General features: G+C 65.1%; 21 protein-coding genes and 1 tRNA gene. 10 read left to right on the top strand and 12 right to left on the bottom strand.

Annotation, left to right across the window (positions count from 1 at the left end; translation table 11 throughout):
* Window positions 1–5 precede the first annotated feature (5 nt).
* Both F624_RS0123430 and F624_RS0123425 read right to left on the bottom strand, forming a co-directional pair.
* Window positions 6–1232: an efflux RND transporter periplasmic adaptor subunit gene (locus tag F624_RS0123430; protein WP_019576808.1), complete on the bottom strand. Its 1227-nt coding sequence runs from the start codon at window positions 1230–1232 to the stop codon at window positions 6–8.
* Window positions 1233–1249: 17 nt separating this feature from the next.
* Window positions 1250–1945, bottom strand: coding sequence for a TetR/AcrR family transcriptional regulator (locus F624_RS0123425; protein ID WP_019576807.1), 696 nt, complete (start codon window positions 1943–1945; stop codon window positions 1250–1252).
* 165 nt (window positions 1946–2110) lie between these two features.
* On the opposite strand from F624_RS0123425, the gene msrA reads away from it, so the two are divergent.
* The 4 genes from msrA to F624_RS0123405 all read left to right on the top strand — a co-directional run bounded on the left by msrA (window position 2111) and on the right by F624_RS0123405 (window position 6487).
* Window positions 2111–2647, top strand: coding sequence for a peptide-methionine (S)-S-oxide reductase MsrA (msrA, locus tag F624_RS0123420; protein WP_031256030.1), 537 nt, complete (start codon window positions 2111–2113; stop codon window positions 2645–2647).
* A 100-nt stretch (window positions 2648–2747) separates the two neighbouring features.
* The gene (locus tag F624_RS33630; protein ID WP_019576805.1) at window positions 2748–3185 is read left to right on the top strand and encodes a hypothetical protein; all 438 of its coding nucleotides are present in this window, start codon (window positions 2748–2750) and stop codon (window positions 3183–3185) included.
* A 96-nt stretch (window positions 3186–3281) separates the two neighbouring features.
* Window positions 3282–5423, top strand: a complete 2142-nt coding sequence (locus F624_RS0123410) for a TonB-dependent receptor (protein ID WP_019576804.1) — start codon at window positions 3282–3284, stop codon at window positions 5421–5423.
* Window positions 5424–5536: 113 nt separating this feature from the next.
* Window positions 5537–6487 (top strand): AEC family transporter, encoded by a 951-nt coding sequence (locus F624_RS0123405; RefSeq protein ID WP_019576802.1) that lies wholly within the window; start codon window positions 5537–5539, stop codon window positions 6485–6487.
* A 22-nt stretch (window positions 6488–6509) separates the two neighbouring features.
* Here F624_RS0123405 and pdxH read toward each other — a convergent pair whose 3' ends face one another.
* Both pdxH and F624_RS0123395 read right to left on the bottom strand, forming a co-directional pair.
* Entirely contained in the window at window positions 6510–7166 is a 657-nt protein-coding gene (gene pdxH / locus F624_RS0123400; RefSeq protein WP_019576801.1) for a pyridoxamine 5'-phosphate oxidase, read from the bottom strand.
* A gap of 72 nt (window positions 7167–7238) precedes the next feature.
* Window positions 7239–8462, bottom strand: coding sequence for an MFS transporter (locus F624_RS0123395; RefSeq protein WP_019576800.1), 1224 nt, complete (start codon window positions 8460–8462; stop codon window positions 7239–7241).
* Between the two features lie 145 nt (window positions 8463–8607).
* Here F624_RS0123395 and F624_RS0123390 point away from each other — a divergent pair, with 145 nt between their 5' ends.
* A complete protein-coding gene (locus tag F624_RS0123390; protein WP_019576799.1) occupies window positions 8608–9528 on the top strand; it encodes a pseudouridine synthase in 921 nt (306 codons plus the stop codon).
* Between the two features lie 18 nt (window positions 9529–9546).
* On the opposite strand, the gene F624_RS0123385 is transcribed toward F624_RS0123390, so the two are convergent.
* From F624_RS0123385 to F624_RS36290, 7 genes are all read right to left on the bottom strand, one after another.
* Window positions 9547–10020: a RidA family protein gene (locus tag F624_RS0123385; RefSeq protein ID WP_019576798.1), complete on the bottom strand. Its 474-nt coding sequence runs from the start codon at window positions 10018–10020 to the stop codon at window positions 9547–9549.
* A 68-nt stretch (window positions 10021–10088) separates the two neighbouring features.
* Window positions 10089–13811 (bottom strand): pilus assembly protein, encoded by a 3723-nt coding sequence (locus F624_RS36295; RefSeq protein WP_019576797.1) that lies wholly within the window; start codon window positions 13809–13811, stop codon window positions 10089–10091.
* A 51-nt stretch (window positions 13812–13862) separates the two neighbouring features.
* Complete coding sequence (locus F624_RS0123375) at window positions 13863–14474, bottom strand: pilus assembly PilX family protein (RefSeq protein WP_157443601.1); 612 nt, start codon at window positions 14472–14474, stop codon at window positions 13863–13865.
* Between the two features lie 47 nt (window positions 14475–14521).
* Complete coding sequence (locus F624_RS0123370; protein ID WP_084679631.1) at window positions 14522–15691, bottom strand: PilW family protein; 1170 nt, start codon at window positions 15689–15691, stop codon at window positions 14522–14524.
* Window positions 15688–16182, bottom strand: a complete 495-nt coding sequence (gene pilV, locus F624_RS33625; protein ID WP_019576794.1) for a type IV pilus modification protein PilV — start codon at window positions 16180–16182, stop codon at window positions 15688–15690. The genes F624_RS0123370 and pilV overlap by 4 nt, the downstream gene beginning before the upstream one ends.
* A complete protein-coding gene (locus F624_RS33620) occupies window positions 16166–16801 on the bottom strand; it encodes a GspH/FimT family pseudopilin (RefSeq protein ID WP_019576793.1) in 636 nt (211 codons plus the stop codon). Before F624_RS33620 ends, pilV begins: the two co-directional genes overlap by 17 nt.
* Window positions 16801–17262, bottom strand: a complete 462-nt coding sequence (locus F624_RS36290; RefSeq protein WP_019576792.1) for a type IV pilin protein — start codon at window positions 17260–17262, stop codon at window positions 16801–16803. The genes F624_RS33620 and F624_RS36290 overlap by 1 nt, the downstream gene beginning before the upstream one ends.
* A gap of 250 nt (window positions 17263–17512) precedes the next feature.
* Here F624_RS36290 and F624_RS0123350 point away from each other — a divergent pair.
* The 3 genes from F624_RS0123350 to F624_RS0123335 all read left to right on the top strand — a co-directional run bounded on the left by F624_RS0123350 (window position 17513) and on the right by F624_RS0123335 (window position 19280).
* Window positions 17513–17586 (top strand) — tRNA-Gly (locus F624_RS0123350).
* Window positions 17587–17898: 312 nt separating this feature from the next.
* The gene (locus F624_RS36405) at window positions 17899–18213 is read left to right on the top strand and encodes a KTSC domain-containing protein (RefSeq protein WP_019576791.1); all 315 of its coding nucleotides are present in this window, start codon (window positions 17899–17901) and stop codon (window positions 18211–18213) included.
* Between the two features lie 167 nt (window positions 18214–18380).
* Window positions 18381–19280 carry a M23 family metallopeptidase gene (locus tag F624_RS0123335; RefSeq protein WP_157443600.1) on the top strand — a complete coding sequence of 300 codons (900 nt, stop codon included), beginning with the start codon at window positions 18381–18383 and terminating at the stop codon, window positions 19278–19280.
* A gap of 37 nt (window positions 19281–19317) precedes the next feature.
* Here F624_RS0123335 and F624_RS0123330 read toward each other — a convergent pair whose 3' ends face one another.
* Entirely contained in the window at window positions 19318–20550 is a 1233-nt protein-coding gene (locus F624_RS0123330) for a hypothetical protein (protein WP_031256021.1), read from the bottom strand.
* Window positions 20551–20720: 170 nt separating this feature from the next.
* Between F624_RS0123330 and F624_RS35990 the strand changes: the two genes are divergently transcribed.
* Together F624_RS35990 and F624_RS0123320 are read left to right on the top strand one after the other, a co-directional pair.
* Window positions 20721–21095 (top strand): excisionase family protein, encoded by a 375-nt coding sequence (locus F624_RS35990; RefSeq protein ID WP_245573719.1) that lies wholly within the window; start codon window positions 20721–20723, stop codon window positions 21093–21095.
* A gap of 666 nt (window positions 21096–21761) precedes the next feature.
* On the top strand, window positions 21762–22695 hold a 934-nt coding region (locus F624_RS0123320; protein WP_031256020.1), incomplete at its 3' end, for a cache domain-containing protein.

The raw sequence follows: 22695 nt of genomic DNA, 5'->3' as shown, positions 1-22695 counted from the left end.
GCGCTTCAGTTCCGTGCAGCCGCAGCCGCAGTGGCGGGTGGGGCCGAGGTGGCGGCAGGTGCAGGCGATGTCGTCAGGCGCACCGCCGTGCCCTCGCGCAGCGGCCCCAGTTCGCCGCGCAGCACCTGGGTGCCTTCGGGCAGGTCGGGCACGGCCACCCAGAGGTCCTGACCTACTTCGCCGCGGAGGCCCGGCGTCACGGCCAGGTGCTTGACCTGGCCCTGCTGCACGGTTTGCACATAGGGCTTGGGTTTGTCGGTGCGCACGGCCGACAACGGCACGGCCAGTCCGTTCACGCGCACGGTGTCGAGCATGCCCTGGGCAAACAGGCCCTGGCGCAGCACCGGGCCGGCGCTGCCGGGGGTGTCCAGCGTCAGGTAGGCCAGCACACTGCGGCTGCCCGCTTGGGCGCTGGGGTTGATGCGCGAGACGGTGGCGCCCACGGTGGCGCTGCCTTGGCCGTTCTGCTCGATGCTCAGGCGGGCCCGTTGGCCCACTTTCAAGCTCAGCGAATCGGCCGGGCTGAAGGTGGCTTCCAGCTCCAGCCGGCTCAGATCGACGATCTCCAGCACCTTGCTGTCCACTGGCAGGCGCTCGCCGGGCTGGGCCAGGCGCTGTGCCACCTGGCCGCTGATGGGGGCCTTGAGCACGGTGTCTTCGAAGGTCTTGCGGGTGACTTCGACGGCGGCCTGCGCGGCCTTGTAGGTGGAGATGGCTGAGTTCAGCGTGGCCAGCGAGGTGTCCAGCGCGGTCTGCGATATGAAACCCTGGGCCACCAGGGCCTTGTTGTTGTCGTACTGGCGCTGGGCGATGTCGATCTGGGCCTTGGCCGAGTCAGCCTGGTCCTGGGTCTGGCGCAGGCGGAACTGGAACTCGGTCACCTCGATGCGGGCCAGCACCTGGCCGGCCTGGACGCTGTCGCCCTCGCGCACGGTCAGTTGCTGCAATTCGCCCGGCACCCGGGTGCGGATGAAGGCCGAATTCACCGCCCGCAAGCTGCCCGACACCGGCAGGCCCTGGCTCAGGCTCTGCACCTTGGCGGCCACCAGGTCGGTGGGCGCCAGTTCGATCACGGGTTGCGCCCGCTGGCTGGCCTCGGCCACGGCCGCCTGTTGGGCCTTGCGCGCCGACAGGGCCCGCAGCACGCTGAAGCCCAGGGCCAGCACGACCAGGGCCAGCACGGCCCATTTGATCCACCGGCGTTTCCCGGAGGGCGCTTGCGTTTGCGTCATCTTTGTCTCGTTGTTTCTTATGGTGCGGGGGAAGAGGGGGCTGCGCCCGGGGCGCGTGTCTGCAGGCCATCGACCAAGAGGTCGATCTGCTGGTCGATGAAGCGCTCGGGGGACATTTCGAAGTCGGTGGGGGCGCAGGCACCGACCGAGTGGCGCCACATCATCAGGAAGATCATGGGGGCCATCACGCAGTACACCGCGTGGTCCATGTCCAGCGGTCGGAACTCGCCACGGGCCACGCCACGCTCCAGGATGCGCCGGATCAGCTGGCGACCCGGCAGGATCACTTCTTGCTGGTAGAACTCGGCGATCTCGGGGAAATTGCGCGCCTCGCTCATCATCAGCTTGGTGATGCCCGAGGCCTTGGTCATGCCCACCCGCTCCCACCAGCTGCGCATGGCATAGGCCATCAGTTCGGCGCTGGTGCCGGTGAAGGTGTTCAACTCGCCCTCCCATTCGGTGAAGCGGCCCGAGATGTTCTCGCGCACCACGGCCTTGAAAAGCTCTTCCTTGCTGCCAAAGTACAGAAACAGCGTGCCCTTGGACACCCCGGCGCGTGCCGCCACCTCTTCCGCCCGGGTGGCGGCAAAGCCTTTTTCCACGAACAGGTCGAGCGCTGCTTCAAGCAACTCACCGGGTCGGGCTTCCTTGCGGCGCTCGCGCTTGCTGTGGCTGTCGCCGGCAGAGCAGAGCTTGAATTTGGGCAGGGGCATGGGCGGCTAATGACTGATTGGTTAGTAATGTAACGTTCGCATTTGCCGCGCGTCAAGCCAGCAGGCCACACTGAACCCGTGCGGCCGATGACCCCGGGCCAGCGTGCCCATTGGGCTCAGGCTACATTGCCGGTCTGTGTTGTTGTGCAAAAAAAGGTGGAAAACATGACGATCGAGACCATCACCCTGGGTGGCGGCTGCTTCTGGTGCACCGAGGCCGTGTATGTGCGCGTGCGCGGCGTGCTGGATGTGGAGTCGGGCTACTGCAATGGCCAGGTGGTCCAGCCCAGCTACGAGCAGGTGTGCAGCGGCAGCACGGGGCATGCGGAGGTGGTGCGCCTGCGCTTCGATCCGGCGATGATCTCGCTCGACGAGATCCTGCAGGTCTTTTTCTCGATCCACGACCCCACCACACTCAACCGCCAGGGCAACGATGTGGGCACCCAGTACCGCAGCGGCATCTACGCCGAGGATGCCGCCCAACTGGCCCAGGCCCAGGCCTTTGTGGCCGCGGTGAACGCCAGCGGCACCTGGCCCCAGCCCGTGGTCACGGAGCTGGCGTTGCTGGACAACTACTGGCCGGCCGAGGATTACCACCAGGACTACTTCGAGCAGCACCCTGGCCAGGGCTACTGCGCGTTTGTGGTGGGGCCCAAAGTGGCCAAGTTCCAGAAAACCTTTGCCCGGTTTCTGAAAGATTGAGCGGGTTTTTGTCACAATCCTGAGTCACAGCGATTACACAATCTTGGTTTGAGCCTGTTGTAGGCCGCTCCCGCCTTTCACGATGTCCGCCCGATCCGCCATGAAGACCTTGACTGCGCCCGGCTTTGCCGCCTGGTGGGGCAGGGTGTTGCCCGTCACAGGCCTGCGCCTGGGGTGGGCCGCCTTGCTGCTGGTCTTGGTGCTGGCCCCGGTGTTGGGGCAGATGCACCGGATTCACCACCCCGCCTGGCGCGCAGGGGCTGTGCCGGCCTCGGCCTCACCGGCGCTTGAAGCCGCTTCTGCGTACTCGGCCCAGGTCAGTGCCGAGCGTTGGCTGGATCGACTGTTTTCACATCACAGCAGCGATGCGGACTGCCTGGTGTACGACCAACTGGGCCACGACGGCCCACCCCAGGCGCTCACCGTGGCCGATCTGGGCCCGGCGCTGAGCCATTTCATGCCCTGGTGGCTCGATGCCACCCTGGTGGCCGCCACCGCCGCCCCTTGCCAGGCCAGGGCGCCTCCATTTTCTCGTTGATGACTGCCTGATCGGGCCGCCTGTCTGGCTGTCCGGCGTTGCGTCGCCTGATGGGCGACGCAGCGTGTGTTCGACCCTGTTTCAACGAGATTTCCCATGACTTCCTTGCCCCCCGCTGCGCGTCTGGCGCGCCTGCCTTCGATCCGCCCCAGTCTGTTGCAGCTGGCCTGCCTGTCCTTGATTGCCTCGGTGCCGATGGCCCAGGCCCAGACCAGCTCCGAGGCCGCCACCCAGGCCACACCCAGCGGCCCCAGCCTGCGTGAAGTGACCGTGACCGGCAACCCGCTCGGTGCTGCCGAGCTGACCGTGCCCGTGACGGTGCTGCAGCGCGACGATCTGACCGAGCGCGCCCGCGGCACCCTGGGCGAGACCCTGGACGGCACGCCTGGCGTGAGCAGCACCTACTTTGGCCCCAACGCCAGCCGCCCCATCATCCGGGGCCTGGACGGCGACCGCATCCGGGTGCTGAACAACGGCGGCGCCACCGTCGACGCCTCGGCGCTGAGCTTTGACCATGCCGTGCCCCTGGAGCCCATCACCGTGGACCGCATCGAGGTGCTGCGCGGCCCCGGTGCCTTGCAATACGGCGGCAGCGCCGTGGGCGGCGTGGTCAATGTGATCGACAACCGCATCCCGCGTGAGCCCCTGGACGGCGTGACCGGCAAGGTCGACCTGGGCCTGGCCAGCGGCAACAAAGAGCGCAGCGCGGCCGCCATGGTGGAAGGTGGCAACGACCGCTATGCCCTGCATGTGGACGGCTTCAAGCGGCGCACGGGTGATGTCAATGTGCCAGTCAGCCTGCCTTGCGAGAAGACCGGGGCCAGCCCCCAGGCCAGCCGCATCTGCAACTCGGCCAGCGACGCGCAGGGCGGGTCCGTCGGCGGCAGCCTGTTCTGGGACAAGGGCTACCTGGGCGCCTCGGCCGCCACCTACCAGACCACCTATGGCACGGTGGCCGAGGACAACGTGACCATCGGCATGCGCAGCAACCGCTACGCGCTGGAAGGCGAGTGGCGCTACCCCGTGGCCTTCATCCAATCCCTGAAGGGGCAGTTCAGCCATTCTGATTACGCCCACACCGAGTACGAATCGGGGGTGGCGGGCACGCGCTTCACCAACCAGGGCAACGACTTCCGGTTGGAGGCGCGGCATGAGCGCTTTGCCGGCCTGGACGGTGTGATCGGCCTGCAGGCCGAAACCGGGCGTTTTGCGGCCCTGGGCGACGAAGCCTTTGCGCCGATGAGCCGCAGCAGCAGCCAGGCCTTGTTCATCCACGAAGAGCTGCCCACCGCCTGGGGCAAGCTGAGCGCGGGTGCCCGCACCGAGAGCGTGACCGTGCGCTCGCTGGGCAGCGCCGAGACCGCCCGTTTCGAATCTGGCGAGCGCCGCTTCAACCCGCACAGCGCCGCCCTGGGCGCGCTGGTCAAGCTGAGCCCCGCCTGGCAGATGACGGGCAACCTGGCCTACACCGAGCGCGCGCCCAAGGACTACGAGCTGTTTGCCAACGGCCCCCACATGGCCACCGTGGCCTGGGAAACGGGGGATTCCTCGCTGGGCAAGGAGCGCTCCACCAGCGCCGAACTGGGCCTGCAGTGGAAGCAGGGCGCCCACAAGGCCTCCGTCAATGCCTACCAGACGCGCTTTCGCAATTTCATCGGCCTGTTGGCCACCGGCGATCAGTTGACGGCTGACGGCCAGCGCAACCCCAGCGACAGCAGTCTGACCACCTACCCCGAGTACCGCTACAGCGGCATCCGCGCCCGTTTCACCGGGCTGGAGGGCAACGCCACGGTGCGCCTGATGGGGCCCGGCGGCCTGCAGGCCGGCGGCAGCGCCGGCGCCCTGGATCTGTTGTTGCGCGGTGATCTGGTGCGCGCCATCAATGCCGACACGCTGGACCCCTTGCCGCGCATCGCCCCGGCCCGCCTGGGTGCCTCGCTGGCCTGGACACGCGGCCCCTGGTCGCTGCGCGGCGGCTTTGACCACTCGGCCGCCCAGGCCCGGGTGCCCAGCGACAGCCGCGCCACATCGGCCTACACCTTGTGGAACGCCATGGGCAGCTACAAGACCACGGCCCGTGTGGGTGGGCAGACGACCCAGATGCTGTGGTATGCCCGGCTCGACAACCTGACCAACCAGCTGGCCTACAGCGCCACCTCGATCCTGACCACCACGGCCTTCCCCAAGGCCCCGCTGCCGGGGCGCAGCCTGAAGGTCGGCTTGCAGATCGCTTTCTAAGCCTCAGGGCTTGGGTTGTCAGACAACCTGAGCCAAAGCGGCGACAATCAGCAGCTTGAGAGCGGCCCGCTGCGTGCGGGCCGCTGTGTTTTGGCCCCTCAGACCGCCTTGCCGTGAACCATCCCGTTGTTGTTGCCCTGCTGCCCGTCGTCCTGTTCATTCTCACGGGCTATGTGGCCGGGCGGCGCCGCTGGATCGGGGGTGGGGCGGTGCGTGACCTGTCCAACCTGGTGTTCATGCTGCTGCTGCCGGCCTTGCTGTTTCGCACCATGAGTGCGGTGCACCTGGGCCAGCTCGACTTCAAGCCGATTGCGATGTACTTTGGCGCTGCAGCCCTGGTCTATGCGCTGGTGATCGTGGTCAAGGGCTACAACCCCACCGGGGCGGTGCTGGCCCTGGCCGGCACCTTCAGCAACACCGGCATGATTGGCATCCCGCTGATCGGCCTGGCCTATGGGCAGCCCGGCATGGTGACCCTGTTCACCCTGATCTCGCTGCACTCGCTGGTGCTGCTGACCGCCGGCAACATCGTGCTGGAGCTGGCGGCCCAGCGGGAGGACGCGCGGCGCGGTGTGGCGCCGGCCCGCAGCGTCTGGGCCACCGTGGGCGGGGCCTTGCGCAAAGGCATCATCCACCCGATCCCCCTGCCCATCATGGCCGGCCTGCTGTTCGGCAGCACCGGCCTCAGCATTCCGCCCTTGCTCGACCAGCCCTTGCAGCTGCTGGGCAATGCCATGGGGCCGATTGCACTGGTGCTGGTGGGCGTGACCCTGGCCTATGGCTCGGTGGGCACCCACCTCAAAGGGGCGCTGGCGATGGCCGGGGTGAAGAACCTGCTGCACCCGGCCGTGGTGCTGGCCCTGGGCTGGTTGCTGGGCCTGGAGGGGGTTCCTCTGGCGGTGATGGTGGTGACGGCCGGCCTGCCGATCGGCGCCAACGTCTACCTGTTCTCGCAGCGCTATGGCGTGGCCGAGGAGCTGATCACCGCCAGCGTGGCCGTGACCACCGTCATGGGCCTGATCACGCTGCCGCTGGCCATGCTGCTGGTGCGCGGCTTGGTCTGAACCTCAGGCCAGCCGCAGATTCTCACGGGGCCAGGCGCTCGCGCACCCAGCTGCCGTTGTCTTCCAGCCGGTAACGCAGGCGGTCGTGCAGGCGGCTCTTGCGGCCCTGCCAGAACTCCCAACGCTCAGGCACCAGCCGGAAGCCACCCCAGTGCGGCGGGCGCGGCGGCTTGAGCATGAATTGCGCGCCGTAGCGCGCCGCATTGGCCACCAGCACGCTGCGGCCGCTGATCACCTGGCTTTGCGGGCTGGCCCAGGCGCCGACGCGCGAATCGAGCGGCCGGCTGTTGAAGTAGGCGTCGCTTTCTTCATCGCTGACCTTCTCGACCCGGCCCTCGATCCGCACCACGCGCTCCAGCTCCACCCAGTGGAACTGCAGGGCGGCAAACGGGTTGCCGGCCAGTTCGTGGCCTTTGCGGCTTTCGTAATTGGTGTACCAGACGATGCCCCGCTCGTCATAGCCCTTGATCAGCACGATGCGGGTGCTGGGGCGCAGGTCGTGGCCCACGGTGGCCAGGGTCATGGCATTGGGCTCAGGCACCTCGCCCGTGATGGCCTCGTTGAGCCATTTCTCGAACTGGCGCAGGGGCTGCGCCTCCGAGGCGTCTTCACTGAGTTCTGCGCGCTCGTAGCTCTTGCGCAGGTCGGCTATCGCCGAGGGGCTGGTTTTGTTGCTCATGGGCCGATTTTGCCTGCTGGCCGGCCCTTGTGCTTGACCCAGCACAGGGCCGGGGCATGGGCACCACCTTGTTCACACCTCTTGCGGCGGCAAGCCTTGCAGGCGGCTGATGGCCGGCCCCGAGATCAGCAGCAGCTGCCAGGCAAAGGCCAGCACCGCCAGGCCCAGGCAGGCGGCCTCGCCCCATTGCGCGCCCACCAGCCCGCCCAGCGCAGCGCCCAAGGGGCGGGCGCCGGCATTGCCGGTCAGAAAGATGGCCGACACCCGGCCCAGCAGGGCCCCGGGCGTAACGGTCTGGCGCAGCGTGGTGGAGCTGATGGTCCAGATGATGGCGCCGCAGCCGAACACAAAGAACCCCAGCCCGGCCAGCGCGGCCGAAGGCCACAACACCGTGGCGGCCAGTGTGCTGCAGGCCAGCGGCGACATGGCCGGCCCGAACTGCACCGCCCGGCCCAGGGGCAGGCGGGCCAGCACCCGGCTGGCCAGCAGGGCGCCGCACACCATGCCAGCGCCAAAGCCGGCCAGCGTCAGGCCCACGCTGGCCGCGTTCAGGCCCAGGTGGCGCACGGCATACGAGACGTAGGTGCCCTGCAGCACAAACCAGCCGATGTTCCAGATCACGGCGGTCTGGAAGATGGGGCGCAGCAGGGGCTGGTGCCACACCTGCCGGGCGCCCTCGCGCAGCTCGGCCCAGGGGTGGCGTGGCGGGGCCGGGGTGCGCCGGGGTTCGTGCAGGCCGCGCATCCACGCCACGGCCAGGCCTGAACCCACAGCCGCCACCACAAAGGCGGTCGATCCGCCCGCCCAGGCCACCAGGCTGCCGGCCAGGGCCGGGCCACCGGCATAGGCCAGGCTGCGCGCCAGCTCCAGCCGCCCGTTGGCCCGCGCCAGCGCGCTGCCGGGCACCAGCGAAGGCACCAGCGCCGGGGCGGCCACGCTGAACCCCACTGTGCCCAGGGCCCCGATGAAGCCCATGGCCAGCAGCCAGCGCAGGCTCGCATGACCCGTCAGCAAGGCCCCCAGCAGGGCCAGCAGCGAGATGGCCCGCAACAGCTCGGCCCCCACCATCAGGCGCAGGCGCGAGCCACGGTCGGCCAGCAGGCCCAGCGGGATCGAGAACAGCAGAAAGGGCAGGGTCTGGAAGGTGGCCAGCAGGCCGGTCTCGCCCGGCCCGGCCCCCAGCAGCGTCACCGCCACGATGGGCGTGGCCGCCAGGCTCAGTTGTTCTGCGGCCTGGGCGGCCAGGTTGGCCCAGGCCAGGCGGTTGAAGGCGGCGGGCAGCTTGGAATCGGTCATGCGGCAAGTCTCGCAGCTTCCGCCCCAGGCTGCTGGCCGCTTGCGGACCTCGGACCCTGCCCGGGGGCGCGCGCTCGCTTATAGTTCGCCCGCCTGCCCCGGGGCTCCTGAACCCGACCTGGAGGCCACCAGAACCTGTTTGCCCATGTACAAGCCCGACCGCCCCTCTGTTTTGCCCATCCGCCAAGGCGTCAGCCCCAGTTGCGTGGCGGTGCCGGCCGGCCCTTGGCCCACCCTGCTCGACTTTCTGGTGCACCGCCTGCCCAAGGTCAGCCGCGAGGATTGGGTGCAGCGCATGGCCCGTGGCGACGTGGTGTGCGAGCGTGGCCAGGTGGTGACGCCTGAGCGGCCCTTCGAACACAGCCTGCGCCTTTTCTACTACCGGGAGCTGGCCACCGAGCCGCAGATCCCCTTCGAGGTGGGTGTTGTGTACCAGGACGAGCACCTGCTGGTGGCCGACAAACCCCATTTCATGCCGGTCACCCCGGGCGGGCGCTACCTGCACGAGACCTTGCTGGTGCGCTTGAAGCACCAGCTGGGCATCGCCACCCTCTCGCCCATCCACCGCATCGACCGCGAGACGGCCGGCCTGGTGCTGTTCTCGGTCGACCCGGCCAGCCGGGGCGCCTACCAGGCGCTGTTCCGCGAGCGCGAGGTGGGCAAGCAGTACGAAGCGATCGCGCCTTGGCGGCCCGAGCTGGCGTTCCCGATCCGGCGCCAAAGCCGCATCGTGGAAGACCCAGACAAGTTCTTCCGCTGCTGCGAGGTGCCCGGCGAGCCCAATGCCGACAGCACGGTGGAGGTGCTGGAGGTGCGTGGCGAGCTGGCGCTCTACCAGCTCAGCCCCGTCACGGGCAAGCGCCACCAGCTGCGGGTGCACATGAATGCGCTGGGCCTGCCCATCCAGGACGACCACTTCTACCCCGTGGTGAACGACCCGCCCGAGGGCGATTACTCCCAGCCGCTGCGCCTGCTGGCGCGGGCCCTGGCTTTTGACGACCCGGTGACGGGCCAGCCGCGGCAGTTCCGCAGCGGCTTGCGGCTGCGCTGGCCTGGGGAGGCCTGAGGGCGAAGTGTCTGGGGTTCAGCCCCAGGCCGCCACGAGATCGATTTCGACCGAGGCGTTCTTGGGCAGTTGCAGCACGCCCACCGAGGTGCGGGTGTGGCGGCCGGCTGGGCCCAGCACCTCGACCAGCAGGTCGGAGGCGGCATCGGCCACCTCGCTGTGCTGGGTGAAGTCGTCGGCGCATTGCACATACACGGTGACGCGCAGCACCTGCTGGATGCGGTCCAGGCTGCCCAGTTGCTGCAGCAGCAGGGCCAGGGCGCGCAGCACGCTGATGCGGGCGCCGGTGCGTGCCTGCTCCAGCGAGGTGCCCGCACCCACGCGCCCGGTGACCTGCACCGTGGTCCCCACGCGGGGCACCTGGCCGCTGATGTAGACCGTGTCGCCATGGCACAGCACGGGTTGGTAGTTGCCGCCGATCACGATGGGGCCGGCAAAGGCGTCGCCCCAGGGGGCACAGGCGGCTTCGAAACGGGCTTGGCGGGTGGTCATGGCGGTGGCGGGGTGGGTGGCGATGGGTGGAGTTGGGGCGGATCTTACCCGGGTCGTCGGGCATGGATTCACTGCACGCTGAGCTCACGCCACGACACCCTCCGAGTGCTCGTGCTGGTGCTGGACACCGGGATGCTGGTGGTCTGGCTGGTGCCGTCCGACAGGTTTGTGATGGCCACCACCTTGCCATTGGCCAGGCGCACCAGGCTCACGCCGCTGGACAGGCCGGTGGTGGTGCCGGAGGTTAGCAACACCCCGGTGCTGGTGCTGGTGCCCACCGCCAGCCCGGTGGTGTAGCTGAAATAGTTCAGGTAGCTGGAGCCGCCCACGCTGCAACCGGTGCTGGTGGTGGGGATGTTGGTGGTGAAGGCCAGGGTGCCGAGTTGCAGGTCCATGTCGGTGGTCATGCGCTCGCCGCTTTCGGGCAGGTCGGCGAACCAGCCATCCATGGTGCCCAGGTCGACCGCGTAGCTGACCGTGCTGGTGGCGGTGCGCACGCCGCCCGTGTCGCTCAGGGTCTGCTTCACGAAGCAACTGGTCTTGGTGCTGCTGGAGCAGGGGTTGCTGCGCGGGCTGCCGTACAGGCCGGTGGTGGCGGTCGAGGTGGTGAGCGGGTCCTTGAGGGCGTAGATCGACTGGGTCTGGGTGCTGCTGAGGTCGCTCAGGCCCAGCAGTTCGCCGGTGCCCACGAACACCAGGTAGTTGCCATTGCTGTAGCCCAGTTCGGGCCGCGTGGTGACCGGTTGCCGGGTGCCGCTGGCATCGGCCAGGGTGGCCAGCAGCTGGGGCGTGACCGTGGTGCTGGCGGCGTTGGCGGCGGTCAGGGCACTGATGTCGATGCGCCACACATTGCCCAGCAGGTCGCCGCCATACAGGCGCAGGGCCAGGTTGTTGGTGCTGGCGCTGTCGACATAGGCGCTGAGCTGGGCCAGGCCGGCCGGGCAGGGCGCGGTGCTGCAGCCGCTGACGGCGGCGCTGCTGCTGCCGGCGCCGGTGTCGATCTTCTTGATGATGGCGCCCGTCTTGGCGTTGAGGATCCAGACGATGCCGTGCCCGGTGCCGGGCGAGACGTTGTTGTAGCCGGAGCTCACGATGACCACCCAGGTGCCGTCCGACAGCTTGGTGATCACCGGGATGCCGTACGAATAGCCCAGGTCGGCATCGGTGGTGTAGCCGGTGGTCTTGCTGGTGTCGTAGCTGAACTCCCACAGCACGCTGGGCGAAGCCGGGGTGGTGATGTCGAGTGCATAGAAGCCGCGCCCGCCACCGCCCAGGCCACCGATCAGGATGGTGTGCCAGGCGCTGTCAAAGTAGGCGTCGCCGGTCTTGGGGGTGGCGTTGACGTAGTTCACGTGGTTGCTGCTGTAGTTCTTGTCGGCCAGCTTGTACAGATTGGGCAGCAGCACCGACGGGATGTAGGCCCAGGATTCAACCCCGGTGCTGGCGTTGAAGGCGTGCAGCATGCCGTCGTTGCCGCCGATGTAGACCATGCCCTGGCGCGCGCTCTGGGCCGATTTGTAGGCCGCGTAGCCCGAGTCCTTGTAGCTGAACAGCGGGGTGGTGACGTACACCGGAGTCGAGTCGACCAGATCGCCAAGCGCATGGGTGCGGGCCCGGTAGTACTTGCTGGCATCGCTGGATTCGTTGCTGCGGTCCCCGCGCAGAAAATTGACCAGGTTGATGCCGCCGGCACCGGTGCTGGTGCCCGCCGTGGTGCTGTCCACCTGCGAGGCACTGGCAATGCACAGCGTGCCGCTGCTGCACAGCTGCGACAGGCCCGAGATCGCACCGCCGGTGATCTGGAAGTAGGCCTTCTGGGTGCTGGTGAGCGAGGCCCAGGTGAAGGGCTGCAGCGCGCCCGTGGTGGCGTTGTAGGTGTAGATGCTGCGCGAGGCCGCGATCAGCTTGTCATACAGCGCGGTGGCGGCCGTGCTGGCGGCACTGTTGACGGTGCCCGACTCCGACCAATCCACATAGCTCGACAGGGCGCCCGTGCTCACATCGATGGTGTAGCGGGCCAGTTCGCCATACCAGTCGACCGAGCGGAAGGTGGACTTGAAGACGTAGTTGTCGCTGGAGGTGACGTTGGGCGTGCTGGTGGTGGCGGTGGCCGAGTTCGAGGTGGCCGCCTGCACGGAGGACAGAAAGGTGCTGAGCCCGGTCTTCAGGTTGCTGGCGTTGCTGGCGCTGTAGTAAACCCCGCGGCCATTGACGGCGGCATGCCACAGGTCGTCGATGGTGGTCTGTGTGTTGTTGGTGGGCTTGGGCCAGCCGCAACTGCCCGAGGTCTGCCAGCTGCAGATGCCGTTGCCGGCGTTGCTGGTGCTGGCGGTGGTGCCCACGCTCACGTCGTAGTAGTCGCCTGAGGTCAGCGAGGTGTAGCCCTCCTGGAACAACATGTAACCCGAAGCCCCCAGCCCGAGGGTGGAGGTGTACATGCGCTGCTGACCATCGGCCACGCTGTTGCTGGCCACGTCGACGCCGCTGGCGCTCAGCGTGTTGCTGTAGGCCGAGGCGCGCAGGTCGGTGGTGTAGTAGTAATAAGCCACATCGGCCAGGGTGTTGGCGGTGGCGTTGGGGTCGAGGTAGGGGCGGGCGGCGCTGCCGTCCTGGTCGCCGATGGCGGTGCTGCCATCGATGCGGGTGGGGGTGGCGGTCTCGTTCCAGTAGCCATCGGTCGAGAGGATGGTGTAGTTGCGCTGGCAGGCGTACTGCATCGGGTCGGTGGCGCTCACGTTGTTGATGCTGCTGAGCTTGCCGGCGTAGTAGCGCCCCGCCTTGCTCAACGCCGTGCGCAGCGGCGTACTGCTGTTGGGCGTGGCCTTGGTGAACTTGCTGAACCACGCTGCTTTCTGCCCGCTGCTGCCGGCGGTCAGGTCGGCGATGTTCAGAAAATCAGAACCGGTGTTGTTGTTGATGCTCATGTAGCCCAGGCGGTAGCTGGTGCCCAGGGTGCTGAAGGCCTGGGTGGCGGCGGTCTTCATCATCTGCATGCGCGTGTGGTAGTAGGCCCACCAGTTGGCGTAGTTGGTCATCTCCTCGGCATAGGTGCAGGTGGTGCTGGCGCAGTCGGTGCGCGTGGCCGCCTTGGCCGAGGTGCCGGGGAAGCTGTACGAGGTGGTGCCCGAGACGATGCTGGTGAGGATGTTGGAGCCCGGCACGGTGGCCGTGCCGGTACCTGGGTTGTAGCTCAGCGTGGGGTAGCGTGGGCGGGTGTAGGTCTTGCCACCGGTGGGGGCCGTGTCGACGTAGGTGACCTGGCAGTCGCTGAGCGCGGTGTCCGAGCACCAGCGAAGGTAAGCCGGGTAGGGGTAGGCCGTTGTGGCCGCGCTGAGGGTGCTGCAGTTGGCCTGGTGCACATCGTTGCAATACTCGCCGGCGATGAAGGTGTAGAAGTAGGCGTTGCCGACCAGGTTGCTGGTCGAGGTGCTTTGCACACCAAAGCCATCGTCGGGCACCTTGGTCCAGGCACTGGTGTTGCTCGAGCTCATGCTGGGGTAGCTGCTGCCGTCGTAGTACACCGGTGGGCTGTAGGTGACCGCGGCGCTGTAGTACAGGCCGTTGTAGCGGCTGTTGCGGAACAGGGCCGCCGTGTTGGTGCTGGCCCAGTCGGGCAGGTAGGTGTCGCCCATGCTGCCCGAGTCATCGAGCACATACAGGATGTTGGGTTTGACCTGGCCGGGGCTGGCGGTCTCCAGGGGGCTGCTGGCCAGATCCGTCACGGTGGCCTGGCTCAGGGGTGGCAGGGCCGCGACCAGCAAGAGGGTCAGGGCATGGCGGGGGCTGCGCATGGGGCTGTTCCTGGTTGGAGGGCGATGGCGAATGGGAGCAAGGGCCGGCGCCTAAAGCGCCACAACGACCTGCACCAGGCTTTGGGTGCCGCGTGGCCCGCTGACCCGCACCGTGATGCGGTAGTACACCTGGCTGCCGTTCTGGCCGCTGCCGCCACTGCTCTTGAGGTTGATCTTTTGCGAGTCGCAACTGCTGCCGCCCGCGCAGGTGCCCGAGTTGGCGTTGGGCGACTGGGTGCAGTCCACGCTGGTTGAGTTGGCGTCGCCCGCGGCACTGCACAGGCGCAGGATCACATAGGCCGCGGTGTTGCCAGCGCTGTCGGTGCTGAGCTTGAGCGATTGGCTGTCCAGCGTGGCGCTCCAGAAGTCGGCCCAGCTCTGGCTGCTGCCGGGGTCTTGCCGTGTGGCCAGGTAGCCGTAGGCGGTCTGGTCACAGGCCAGCACGGTGCTGCCGACCGAGGTGGCACAGGTGCTGGCCGTGTTGCTGGTGCTTTGGCCGTTGTTGTTCTCCAGCCAGGCGATGGCGGCCTCCACGCCTTCGTCGGCCGAGTGGGTGGCCGCCTGCTGAAAGGCCAGGTTGCCCGCGATCTGGTTGGATGTGTAGACCGAGCGCGTGAGCGCCAGCGCGCCCAAGGTGAGTGCCACCAGCACGATCAGCGCCATGATCAGGGCCACGCCGCGCGGGGGGCGGCCGTGAGGGAGCGGGCGCCTCAGCATCCGGTGGTCCCGCCCTGGTAGTTGATTTGCGAGCCCGACCAGATCATGTCGCGCAGCGGCACCACGGTGCTGGCCAGTCGGTAGCGGTAAGCCGTCCAGTCGGTCAGCCCGCTGAGCACGATGGGCGCCGCGCTGGGGTTGGTGGGGGCACTGGTGCTGACCGTGCTGCCGTCCCACACCGGCGCGCTGCTGGTGGGCAGGGCCTTGTCGTATTGGGGGCTGCGCGCCACCACGGCCATGCGCAGGGTGAGCACACGCGACCAGGCGCAGTACAGGTTCAGGCCGCTGGTGTCGGCACTGCTGCCCGGGGTGGTCTGGTCGTAGGTGTCGAGCGTGCCGTCCATCAGCGCGGTGCTGGTGTCGCGCCCGTACTGGGCCCGCAGGGCCACGATGTTGCTGCCCACGGGCACCCACACCGTGCTGTCCAGTGTGCTGGTGTAGCTGCTGCTGCCGCAGTTGTAGCGCAGGTAGTCGCACTGGGTGAGGTTGCCATTGCGCACGGCATAGGCATGCAGTGACAGCGTTTTGCCCAGGTTGAAGACCAGGCTGCCCGCGCCCAGCCCCACCGTGTTGTTGGCCACCGTCAGCTTGGCCGTGCTGCTGTCGATCACGCTGACCTGGTTGAGCGGCAGGGTGCAGGGGCTGGGGCGGGTGCTGTTTTGCGCGACCACGTAGTCGCCGACGGCGAAGCTGCCCGGCGAGGTGACCTGGTAGGTACCCGCCACCGAGGTGGCGATCAGGGCATCGCCTTCGGAGGAGCCGTTGTTGGTGGTGGTGATCACCAGCAGGGTGTCGGTGTTGCTGTCGCCGGCTGGCACCAGGCTGGTCGCCGGGTTGATGGTGGTCGGGCTCAGGGGCAGGCTGACCGAGGCATTGTCCTGGCTGGTGGTGTAGCTCAGGCTGCAGCCCAGGATGGCGAAGGCATTGACCCCGAAGGCCGAGCTGCGCACGTCCCGCTCCAGGCCGTACAGCGCCACCGTGGCGTTGACCAGGGCGTCGTTGCCACCCGCCGTGGTGCGGCGGGCCGTGTCAGAGTCCAGCATCAGGCGCATCATCACGATCACTGCCGCCAGGCCGATGAGGATGCCGACCATCACCTCGATGAGGCCGAAACCTTGCTGGCGCGTCATTCCGACCCGGTTGATATGCAAAGAAGCCTTCATTTCAATTGAACCAACGTCACCAATTGGTGGGATTGGGTGTCGGCCGGGGCGCGCCAATACACGGTGATGGTGGCCTGGCTGCGTGCGGTGGCGCTGCTGCCGCCACCTGCCAGCGTGCTGAAGCTGATGGTGGGCAAGGTGCTGTTGGCCGAAGAGACCCCGGGCAGCCCGCTGGCCTGCACCTGCGCCAGCCACAGCAGGTAGGCGCTGCCGCTGGGGCTGGCAAACTGGGTCTGCAGCGTGCTGGCCGTGCGGTTACTGGCCCACATCTGGCTGGCCACCGAGTTGGCCAGCAAGCTGGCCATGCTGCGGTACTCGGCCTGGCTGGCCTGCTGCACCGCCCCGGCCTGCATGCCGACCAGGCCCAGCAGGCCGACCGAAAACAGCAGCACGGCCACCAGCGATTCGATCAGTGCCGATCCCCGCGCATGGGCGGGCGCAGAGCGGGGCAGGGCGTGCCGGGGCGGCCGAGTTTCAGCAGGCGCGTGCACGGTCGGCGGCCTGGGTGCTGCTCAGGCTGGGGTCGCACAGGCGGATCTGCCCGCCTGGGCTGACCACCAGGTTCAGGCAGCGTGTGTCGCCCGCAGCGGCGATGCAGGTGCCGCTGGGGGCCGTGATCTGAAACGTCACGTTCGCGCTGACCGTGGTGGTCGGGTTGGTGGTGGCCGTGAGGCGGCCCAGGCTGTCAAAGGCCAAGGCGCTCTGGCTGGCGGTGATCAACGCGTTGCTCAAGGAGCTGCTGCCGGCGCTGCGTTGCAGCAGGTAGGGGCTGGTGCTGTCGCTGATGGCGCTGGCGCAGTGCGAGGCCGGGCTCACGCTGCTGCCCAGATTGCTCACCCATTGGGTGCCTGCCGTGACCAGGGTGCAGTTGTCGCTGAGGTCGCTGGTGATCTGCAGCCGCACGGCCGCGTTGCGGCGCACGGCCTCGGCACGGGCCATCTGCAGCCCGCTTTGCAGGCTCTCGGCCTGGCTGCGCACCTGGGCGTTGCGCAACCAGGTTGAAAAGGCCGGGATCACCATCAACAGGCTGATCCCCAGAATGGCCAGCGCCACCATCAATTCGATCAGCGTCACGCCCTGTATCCCCCGTGGCCTGCGGCCTGGCCCCATCAACAACGCCCCCCTTTGGCCGTGACCCAGCAGGTGGTGGAGGTGGTCCAGCCCGTGGGGACAGAGGTCGTGGCCCGGTTGCCGCTCTGGTCAATGGTGAAGACGAACCCCGCCATGTTGGTGCCCGTGTTGCCGGTGGCGCTCAGCACATAGGTCGAGGTGGTGCAGGTGCTGAAGGCATAGGTGAAATAGCTGCTGCTGGCCATGCCGCTGGTGCTGCAGGCACTGGTGTTGGGCGCGTAGTAGCTGCGGCTGTCCTGAAACAGCTGCTCCATCGCCACCTGCTTGGCCGCCAGCGCGGCGGTCGCTTCAGGGATGCGCGAACGCTGGATGTAATAAACATAGGCCGGCAGGGCAATGGCCGACAGGATGGCCACCACGGCCACGGTGATCATCAGCTCGATCAATGTGAAGCCCTGGAGGCGGCGTGACGACAGCGAAAAAAAGGAGCGACGGGGCATGGGCAGGCCAGTTGAGACAGCAAGCAAAAACGTCCTGCTGGCCGCGATTACAAGCGCTCTTGAGCCCCCGCAGCGTCATGTATTCGGGTCGATACCTGGTTTTACGAAGCGTTTGTTGTGCATTGCCGGTGCTTTACGAGCCGATGTGATGCAAGCCTCGGCGTCCAAGCTATCCACCTTGCGCGTGGTAGCTGCTTTGGAGCTGATGAGCCCCGGCCGACCCAGTTCTGCCCCTATAATCCCGCCTGCCGCGGGTGTAGTTCAATGGTAGAACGGCAGCTTCCCAAGCTTCATACGAGGGTTCGATTCCCTTCACCCGCTCCAGATTCCTGTCTCATACGGCCTCAGGCCACCTCAGAACCCGCTGACCTCCCTCTGGCAGCGGGTTTTTTGTTGTCTCACGCAAGCTCGAGACATACGGATACGGGGTAGTTTCCGATACGTGTGGCGACGTTCCCCTGAGGTGATGGGACATCGAATGTGGGCCCTCGGCATGTCGGTTCGGCACTGTCGTGCAGCCATGGAGATGGGGAGCAGGAGTCGAGGGAGGTTGTAACAAACCTGGGTAGGATGTGACCTTCAGAAAAATAGGGAGGTCACGTTTTGAAGTCATTCATCTTGGCAGCGCTCGTCTTGATGAGCCAAGTCGCCAACGCTGAAACCGTGCAGGTGAAGTACCACGGCGCTGTTTCGCTCGATTCGTTCGCCTGTTCTGAAGTCAACGAGGGCAGCGACGTCACTCGGATTTGTTACGACAAAGCCGAGCGGTACATGGTCATCCGACTGAAAACGGTCTACTACCACTACTGCGAAATTGACCCAGCCACTGTGCAGGGCCTGCTGGGTGCCGGTTCGAAGCGCCAGTTCTTTGCAACACGAATCAAGGGCAACGGAACCGATGGACCTTTCGATTGCCGCACCCACCCCATCCCAAAAAAGTACCGAGGCTAAATTGATAGAGGTGAGTCGTTGATTGACCGCTTGATTCGAATTGCCCAGGTGCTGGCCCTGTTGTGGATCGTCTACGAGCTGCATGGCCTAGCAAGCACGGAGCCGGCGGCAGATGAGCCGGAAACTACGGTCAACCAGGCGCCGGGCGACGTTCAGAGAGGGTGATCGTGTTGGTGTGCTTCGTTGGGGTTCGCCCATGGCCACAAGGGCTGCTGCCGCCTGTGCGTTCGGCTCTGGCTGCGCTGGCGGTCTTGATCTGCCTGTGCTGCTCACAGACGGCCTGGGCAGACATCCCGTACCCGTTCTTCGTGCGAGAGGTCGACGTCATTGACGGGAAGCGCCTGGTTGCCGAGAACGAAGGATTTGCACCCGTTTCGATCATGGTGCGGCTCACGGAAAGCAGCAACGTCACTGCATCTCGGCCGCTGCCCATCGCTGCGGTCATTCCCCCGCGATCAACGGAGGTCGTCACCACCCTGACCGCGGCCAATCGGCAAGCGCCTTGGGGTTTTCGGTACATCTATCACCACTTCGTCGGCGACTTCAAAGCCCAGCCCGCCGGGGAGTGGCCCTACCGCATACCCGTTGACCCGGTGCAAGGCACACGCATAAGCCAGGGCCCAGGTGGACCTCTCACCAGTCACGACAACGGCTACTCGAGGCACGCCGTGGACATTCCCGTCCCCATCGGCACGCCCGTCCTGGCAGCCCGGGCCGGCACCGTCATCGACACGCGACTGGGTAGCAACCAAGGCGGTATGGAGCCAACCTATGCGGGCGAGGCCAACTATGTCCGAGTGCTGCACGACGATGGCACCCAGGCCCTGTACTGGCATCTGAAACAGAACGGCGTGCTGGTCCGGCCTGGTGCCCGGGTCGCCGAAGGGCAGATGCTTGGGCTTTCTGGGAACACAGGGTACTCATCGGCACCCCACCTGCATTTCGCCGTGCAGGTCACAAGGGCCATGAGAGACCACTTTGAGGCCGTGTCAGTGCCGTTCGTTTTCAAGCGTTCGGCGGCGCCTGGCTTGGTCGTGCCGAAGGCAGGGCTTGAGCTCTGGAAGTAGTTGAAGTGCTGTTAGAGCGTTGCGAATATTCGGCACTCTATTTTTGTGGTCGAGGGGGCGCGGTTGTCGAAGGCTGTACGACACTTCTTCTTTGAAACTCGATTAGAAGTTTTTCTTGCTGCTCGAGCAGTTTCTTTTGTGCGGCCAATTGGTCTCGCATCAAATCTTCAGTCTTTTGTTGCTGAACGCTGTTTTGGTTATCTATTTCTCGAGAAACCTGGACTTGCCAGAAGGTCATTCCTATTGAAACTGCAATGCTGCCAATTGCCAAGTACAAGCCGGTAATGGCGAGACCTAAGCTCTTCTGGGCTTGTTCGCTTGCCTCGATTTGCTGCTGTCGGTCTGATTTATCCTTATCCATCCATGCTGGAAGGATTTCCCTTACCATGGTCGTATTCAAGTCGCCTACCAACTGAACCAAGGCGGCAGTTTGCTCTGCGGCTCTTCTCGAATGCTCCGCACTTTCTATCGCTGCTTTTCCCAGCTTGGATTTCTCTGGATCTGGAAAGTAAGCTCTTGGGGCTTCTGAATAGGTCTTCACCTCCTTCGGGGACCAGTGCCCAGGATATTGGTCTGAGATCTGCTGCACCAGTTTGGCTGCCTCAAGCGCTGGTAAATCAAGTTGCGCGAGTGCATCGTTTTTTGCTTGCTCGCCAGCCTTTTCCAGATGGCGCTGGTACTCTCCAGCGGCACACTCTCTCGCCTTTTCAACGAACCGTGTGATCTCTTGTTGAGGGGCAAACATGGTTTCAGCGTTGGGTCCCATGTCTTTGATCGCTTGCCTGATTTCTTGTGTGTACCCGTTGTCCCTCAACGCTGCTAAGCCGGTCATTTGTTCTTGTAACTTATGGCGAGTGGAGTCGTTAAGGAATGAATATTGACGTTCAATTGATTGGCGCAATTCATCCTGGCGTTGTACTGCGGCTTCCAAAGCTATCGAGTGAGCAGCCTTGATGGAGGCCTCTAGTTCGCTGAATTGATGGGCCAGGGGCATTGGTTGGATGCTGTTCGCTTGGCTGATCGCGGTGGCCAGTTTGTCTTTGTCGACATCCGTCAAATTTTCCAGGTCTTGTTCGCTAATTTCAGATCTGTCCCGCTTTTTCTCTATGCGATTAACTAGGGTTTTTATCGCTTCAGACCCAATATTGCCAGGGGCATGTTTGACGAGCGTCTCCAGATCTTTGTTGGACGGGATGCGTACATAGAGAGTGCCTATCGAGGTGTCAACAGGCTTTTTGCTTGGAATTAGAGCGTCAAGATTGAGAGTCATAGGTACGCGTCGAATCGGGTGTTGAATCGATACGAATTTTGGGCAGGTCGAGTCAGCATCATGATCTGTGTCCAAATGCCAATTTGGCAAACATGCATCCGTGAGCGGTTTTCTGACCTTCCATTGTCTACGGGCTAGAGACACACTGGATGAACCTTCAGGAGGTTCAGATGGACACCACAATCAATGCGGCCCAACTGGCTGATGTGTTTGCTTTGATGGCCACTGCGCTGCGATCGCAGGCCCAGCCCGACGGGAGCAGGGTATCAACGCCACCTGCCGGGGATGGCCTGACCAGGCCGGCACCGAATCGACTGGCGCTCCGAAGCTCTTCAATCGGGGCGGGTCAACCGGTGATCATCAACGCGGCCAGGTTCGTGACCATCGAAATGTGTGCGGCCATCACAGGCTTGACCCGCAGCGCCATCAACAAACGGATGGGCCGGGGTTACTGGATCGAGGGCCGACAATGGCGCCGCGCTGAAGACGGCCGCATCTGGATTGACATGCAGGCGGTGGAGAAGTGGGTGCAGGGGATGCCGTAGCCGCTTCACCGGCCAAGTGCCGGGTTTTCTTTTGGCTTTTTCACAACATCAGGTGAGACGAAAGATTTTGTTGGTTCATTTGTTGGTACGGAGATCAACCGTGATCGGGAAAAACATTTAAAAACAATGGGATAGGGTGGTTATTTGCTTCCCTTCACCGCTCCAGATTCCTGTCTCATACGGCCTCAGGCCACCTCAGAACCCGCTGACCTCCCTCTGGCAGCGGGTTTTTTGTTGTCTCACGCTTGGTGCTCTCCTGATATTCGTCTGCAAATTGGCTTTGAACTGGGACAGGGTCTCCTCAGCTGCGCAGGCACCCCACTTCTCGCTTCAGCGAGCTGACCCTCGTTCAACGGCACTGCACCTGCATGGGGCCGCTTCTTCGGTTGTTCCGCCGTCGGTGCGCGGTGACTGTCCCTGTTGCAGCCCCTTTGCGTTTAGCGGTGCGGCGCCTTCTCACCGGCACGCCATCCCGAGAGGGGAGCTGCCGATTCACCGATGCCCGTGGGGCCTCGAGCTTGAATTGGCACTGAGCTTGCCACCTGGGTGCTTGTGCGTTCGAGCTCTAAAAATACCAGAGACAACATCCTTCAAGCGGCCAGTGGCACTGCCAGAATGCAGGGGCAGGTCTTTTGAACTTTGTAACGTCGGAGACGAGGAGCAACCATGAAATTATCGACACGGCTGGCAGGACTGGTGGCTTGTTCCGTACTCGGTCTGATAGTGATCGCGTTTTTTTCATTGTTGACGCTGCGGTCTTTGCTGCTGGACGACAAACGGGCAGAAATCCAGACGGTGCTGGGCTTGGCTGCGGCATCGGTCAAAGAGTTTCAGGCGCAAGAGCAAAGCGGCAAATTGTCACGCGATGAGGCCCAGGCCAAGGCCGTTGATGTGCTGAAAACACTGCGCAATGGCAAAGCAGCCTACGTCTGGGTGCGCACCACGGGGGCTTTGGGCCTGGTCCTGCCGAATCAGGCGGATGTTGGCAAGGTGGACTTCGGAAAAAAATTACCCGATGGGCGATTTGATTTTCAACGCTACCTCGACGGCCTGGCCAATCAAGAGATTGCCTACGTGCAGTTGATGGTCAAAAAGCCTGGCACCGATGTGGAGGTGCCCAAAATCAATGGGGTCGTCAAAATTGCGGGCTGGGACTGGGTGATTGGCTTTGGCGTCTGGGTTGACGATGTGGACGATATTTTCTGGCGCACCGCCTGGAGCGTCATCGGTCTGAGCCTGGCCGTCTTTGTCGTCCTGGCCTTCTGGGCCGTGCGGGTCAGCCAAGGCATTTACAAGACGTTGGGAGGGGAACCCCAGAAGGCCGCCCAGATTGCGGCGTCGATCGCCAATGGCGACCTGCGTCGCCAGAACCATGAGACCTATCGCCCTGGCAGCTTGATGGAATCGGTGTCGACCACCCAGGCCTCGCTCAACCAGTTGGTCACCCAGGTACGCAAGGCCTCTGAGAACCTGGAAACGGCCAGCATCGAAATCGCTCAAGGCAACCAGGATCTGAGCAGTCGAACAGAAAGCCAGGCCAGTGCGCTGGAAGAAACCGCGGCCTCGATGGAGCAACTGAGCAGCTCGGTGCGTCAGAACG

It is taken from the genome of Curvibacter lanceolatus ATCC 14669 (genome assembly GCF_000381265.1).
Classification (GTDB): domain Bacteria; phylum Pseudomonadota; class Gammaproteobacteria; order Burkholderiales; family Burkholderiaceae_C; genus Curvibacter; species Curvibacter lanceolatus.
Note: the sequence above shows the minus strand (reverse complement) of the source record. Positions and strands in the feature narration are given on the sequence as shown.

Bases quoted from the DNA above. Each gene is read 5' to 3' on its own strand.
- F624_RS0123370 (WP_084679631.1), bottom strand. From the start codon at position 15,691: ATGAAGGCTTCTTTGCATATCAACCGGGTCGGAATGACGCGCCAGCAA.
- F624_RS33620 (WP_019576793.1), bottom strand. From the start codon at position 16,801: ATGGGGCCAGGCCGCAGGCCACGGGGGATACAGGGCGTGACGCTGATC.
- F624_RS36295 (WP_019576797.1), bottom strand. From the start codon at position 13,811: ATGCGCAGCCCCCGCCATGCCCTGACCCTCTTGCTGGTCGCGGCCCTG.
- F624_RS36290 (WP_019576792.1), bottom strand. From the start codon at position 17,262: ATGCCCCGTCGCTCCTTTTTTTCGCTGTCGTCACGCCGCCTCCAGGGC.
- F624_RS33630 (WP_019576805.1), top strand. From the start codon at position 2,748: ATGAAGACCTTGACTGCGCCCGGCTTTGCCGCCTGGTGGGGCAGGGTG.
- F624_RS0123410 (WP_019576804.1), top strand. From the start codon at position 3,282: ATGACTTCCTTGCCCCCCGCTGCGCGTCTGGCGCGCCTGCCTTCGATC.
- F624_RS0123375 (WP_157443601.1), bottom strand. From the start codon at position 14,474: ATGGCGCTGATCGTGCTGGTGGCACTCACCTTGGGCGCGCTGGCGCTC.
- F624_RS0123385 (WP_019576798.1), bottom strand. From the start codon at position 10,020: ATGACCACCCGCCAAGCCCGTTTCGAAGCCGCCTGTGCCCCCTGGGGC.
- F624_RS0123330 (WP_031256021.1), bottom strand. From the start codon at position 20,550: ATGACTCTCAATCTTGACGCTCTAATTCCAAGCAAAAAGCCTGTTGAC.
- F624_RS0123425 (WP_019576807.1), bottom strand. From the start codon at position 1,945: ATGCCCCTGCCCAAATTCAAGCTCTGCTCTGCCGGCGACAGCCACAGC.
- F624_RS0123390 (WP_019576799.1), top strand. From the start codon at position 8,608: ATGTACAAGCCCGACCGCCCCTCTGTTTTGCCCATCCGCCAAGGCGTC.
- F624_RS36405 (WP_019576791.1), top strand. From the start codon at position 17,899: ATGAGCCAAGTCGCCAACGCTGAAACCGTGCAGGTGAAGTACCACGGC.
- msrA (WP_031256030.1), top strand. From the start codon at position 2,111: ATGACGATCGAGACCATCACCCTGGGTGGCGGCTGCTTCTGGTGCACC.
- F624_RS0123395 (WP_019576800.1), bottom strand. From the start codon at position 8,462: ATGACCGATTCCAAGCTGCCCGCCGCCTTCAACCGCCTGGCCTGGGCC.
- F624_RS35990 (WP_245573719.1), top strand. From the start codon at position 20,721: ATGGACACCACAATCAATGCGGCCCAACTGGCTGATGTGTTTGCTTTG.
- F624_RS0123430 (WP_019576808.1), bottom strand. From the start codon at position 1,232: ATGACGCAAACGCAAGCGCCCTCCGGGAAACGCCGGTGGATCAAATGG.
- pdxH (WP_019576801.1), bottom strand. From the start codon at position 7,166: ATGAGCAACAAAACCAGCCCCTCGGCGATAGCCGACCTGCGCAAGAGC.